Below are 2,794 nucleotides of genomic sequence, written 5' to 3' on the forward strand. Positions count from 1 at the left end.
TTGCAGCAGCGAAAGCCCGATCACGACCGCGGCGACCACCGCGAGCGCGGTGCGCTGGATGCCTCTCCAGACCACCCAACCGACGATCAACGCTGCCGAGAGCAGGAACGGCACCGCCAGCCACCACCAATGATCGGCGGCCGACTCTGTTACCACCCGGCGAAGGCGTGTGATCGAGTCATCCGGAACGTCGAGGAACTCACCGTAGGTCAACGGCGCAGCAATCCAGACGAACGCCCCGCCGATCACAAGCAGGCCCGCCGTAAGCGCCCAATCCCGGAGGGTCAAGCCGAGTATGGTCCACTGGCCGGCGGCCTCCTCCACATTGCGATCCTTCGCCCGCAACCCCAGATCGATCAGCGCGCCAACCATCGCTCCGGCAAGCAGTACGCCGGGCAACGAGATGTGCACCACCAACCAGGGCATCTTTTCACCGCCGAACGAGAGTCCGGCGAAGATGGCAAGAAACCAGATCGACATGAAAAGGCGGAAGAAGAGTTGCTTCCCGCCGGAGAATCCCACCAACGAGGCTCCGGAACGGATCATCGTGACGGCCACCAACAACGCGCCAAGCACGCAGACGATGTAGTCGTATTGGGGAAGGAGCAAGATGAAATAGAACCAGGGCTGCTCTCCACGGCGGACATCGTGTTGCCCCAACCAATAGAGCAGCGTCCCGTCTGTATCGATCGTGGACGAGCGCAGCCCCGCCATGTTTGTGAAGAGACTGGTGTAAAGCGGAACGAAGACTGCCAGGTAGGCGAAGATCGCCAGGTAGAGTCCGGTCTTGTCCGCCCACAGTGCGCGCACGGCGCCAGTGACCGAAAAGCCGTCCTCCGGCGTGTAGTAGATTCGTCCGTCCCTGGGCGTGGCCTCGAGGTGGTCGGCGGCGACCTGGTCTGCTTCGATCGCCTGTCCCGGTCGCTTGTGGATCAGCACCCACCAGAGCCCGACCAGAAACGCGATCGTCAGGATTGTCGCGCCAATGATCAGCGGATTGGTCAGGAACATCTTGTAGTAGGCGTTCTGCTGCGCTTGCGTCGGGTTTTCCCAGGGGATATCGAGCAGTTCGTCCTTCGTGGCATGCGGGATCAGCGCGTAGAGCAGCAGCATCCCGATCAGATAGGCGGCGTTCACGCCCAGCAACTCCCAGGCTCTCCGATCGCCGGTGCGTCGGAAACCAGTGAATTGCTCGATCATCAACGCGACATAGAGGAAGCCATAGAAGATCGCGACGATGGCGAAAACGATCTCGTGATTCGTGAAGAGGAACGCGAGCGTCGCTGATCCGGTGATGAGCCAGACGCGGCTGGGTCGATCGAGATAGCGGAAAATGCAGATGAAAAGAAGTAGCGTGCCGCCCAGTGTGTAGATGTCATGCCGGATATAGCGGCTCTGATAGAGAATGGAGGGCGAGATCAGCATGAAGAAGCTCGCCGCCAGCGCGCCGTACTTGCCCAGAAAGCGCGGAGACCGCAAGAGCCAGGGCATGGCCACCAACAAGACACCAAAGAACGCCGCGCCGTAGCGGGCCGTGGCATCTGTATCGCCAAACAGCAGATAGATCAGCGCGCCGAAATGGAAGAGAAACGGCCCGTGCATGAGCGGGTCGTGGCGATAACCGTCCCCAACGTAGTAGACCCACGAGTAATAGGCGTGTAGCGACTCGTCGTGGTGGAGCGCCTTTTCGCCCAAATTCCAAAAGCGCGTGCCAATGGCAAGCGCAATCATGAGCAGATAGGCGACAGTCTCCCAACTGACTGAGGAGGGCAGCATGCGCCGTTTTGCCGGCGCGGACTTCGCGAAGACGGGCAGGCTGGTCACCTGCGGCGCGGCAACCGCTTCGACCGCCAACGTTTCGGCAACAGGTTCTGCGACCGCGGAACCGCGGCGCCGGCGCGGGACCGGCTGTAGGGAATGCTCCTCGCCGACTTCGTCGCCCTCGTTCGTCGCGCTCACCAGGACCGGCGCTTCATGCAGATCGCCGTTCGATCGATCGTTAGACACCGCACCGCCTTCAGAAAACACAAAAAAGCATGGAACGATAACGCCATCCCGCCCCAGGCTCCGGGCGAGTATACGATGGAAGGCTCCGGCGGTCGCTCCATGCAGCTCCGCGCCGCTCCAGTTCGAGCGCAGCTGATTGCCCAGACACTGGATTTGGTCACCGAGCACTAATCAACGATGGATTTGACTGCTCCCGACTGTGCGAAACGCGCATCAGACCATCTGATTCGCTCACGATTTGTTCACATTGAACACAATCAAACACTCAATTCGTTCTTCCGCCACATTTCGATGATGCAATGTGCTCGATACAGTGCGCAGTGTTCATTCGATCCTACCGGCAGGAGGAAGATCGTGGAGCTCAATACCGGAAACACCGCATGGGTTCTCATGTCATCTGCGCTCGTGATGTTGATGACACCAGGGCTAGGGTTGTTCTACGGCGGACTTGTCCGCAAGAAAAACGTGCTTTCGACGCTGATGCACAGCTATTTCATTCTCTGCCTCATCGCCATCGTCTGGGCGCTCTGGGGCTATTCGATCGCGTTCGGCGGCACAGGGCGATTCATCGGCAATCTCGACTACATCGGTCTACGCAACGTTGGTGTGGAACCTGGCGCGACCGGCGTTCCCGCCATGGTCTTCATGTTCTTCCAGATGATGTTCGCCATCATCACAGTGGCGCTCATCTCCGGCGCGTTCGCCGAACGGAAGAACTTCAAGGCCTTCATCGTCTTTGCGATCCTGTGGTCGACATTGGTCTATTCCGTGGTTTGCCACTGGGTAT

The 2,794-nt window shown here is 59.6% G+C and carries 2 protein-coding genes; one reads left to right on the forward strand and one right to left on the reverse strand.

The window, feature by feature from the left end; genetic code table 11:
* The coding region (locus R2855_19985; GenBank protein MEZ4533286.1) for a TIGR03663 family protein at positions 1-2,007 on the reverse strand (2,007 nt) is incomplete at its 3' end.
* A gap of 354 nt (positions 2,008-2,361) precedes the next feature.
* On the opposite strand from R2855_19985, the gene R2855_19990 reads away from it, so the two are divergent.
* On the forward strand, positions 2,362-2,794 hold a 433-nt coding region (locus tag R2855_19990), incomplete at its 3' end, for an ammonia channel protein (GenBank protein ID MEZ4533287.1).

Source organism: Thermomicrobiales bacterium (assembly GCA_041390825.1).
Classification (GTDB): Bacteria; Chloroflexota; Chloroflexia; order Thermomicrobiales; family UBA6265; genus JAMLHN01.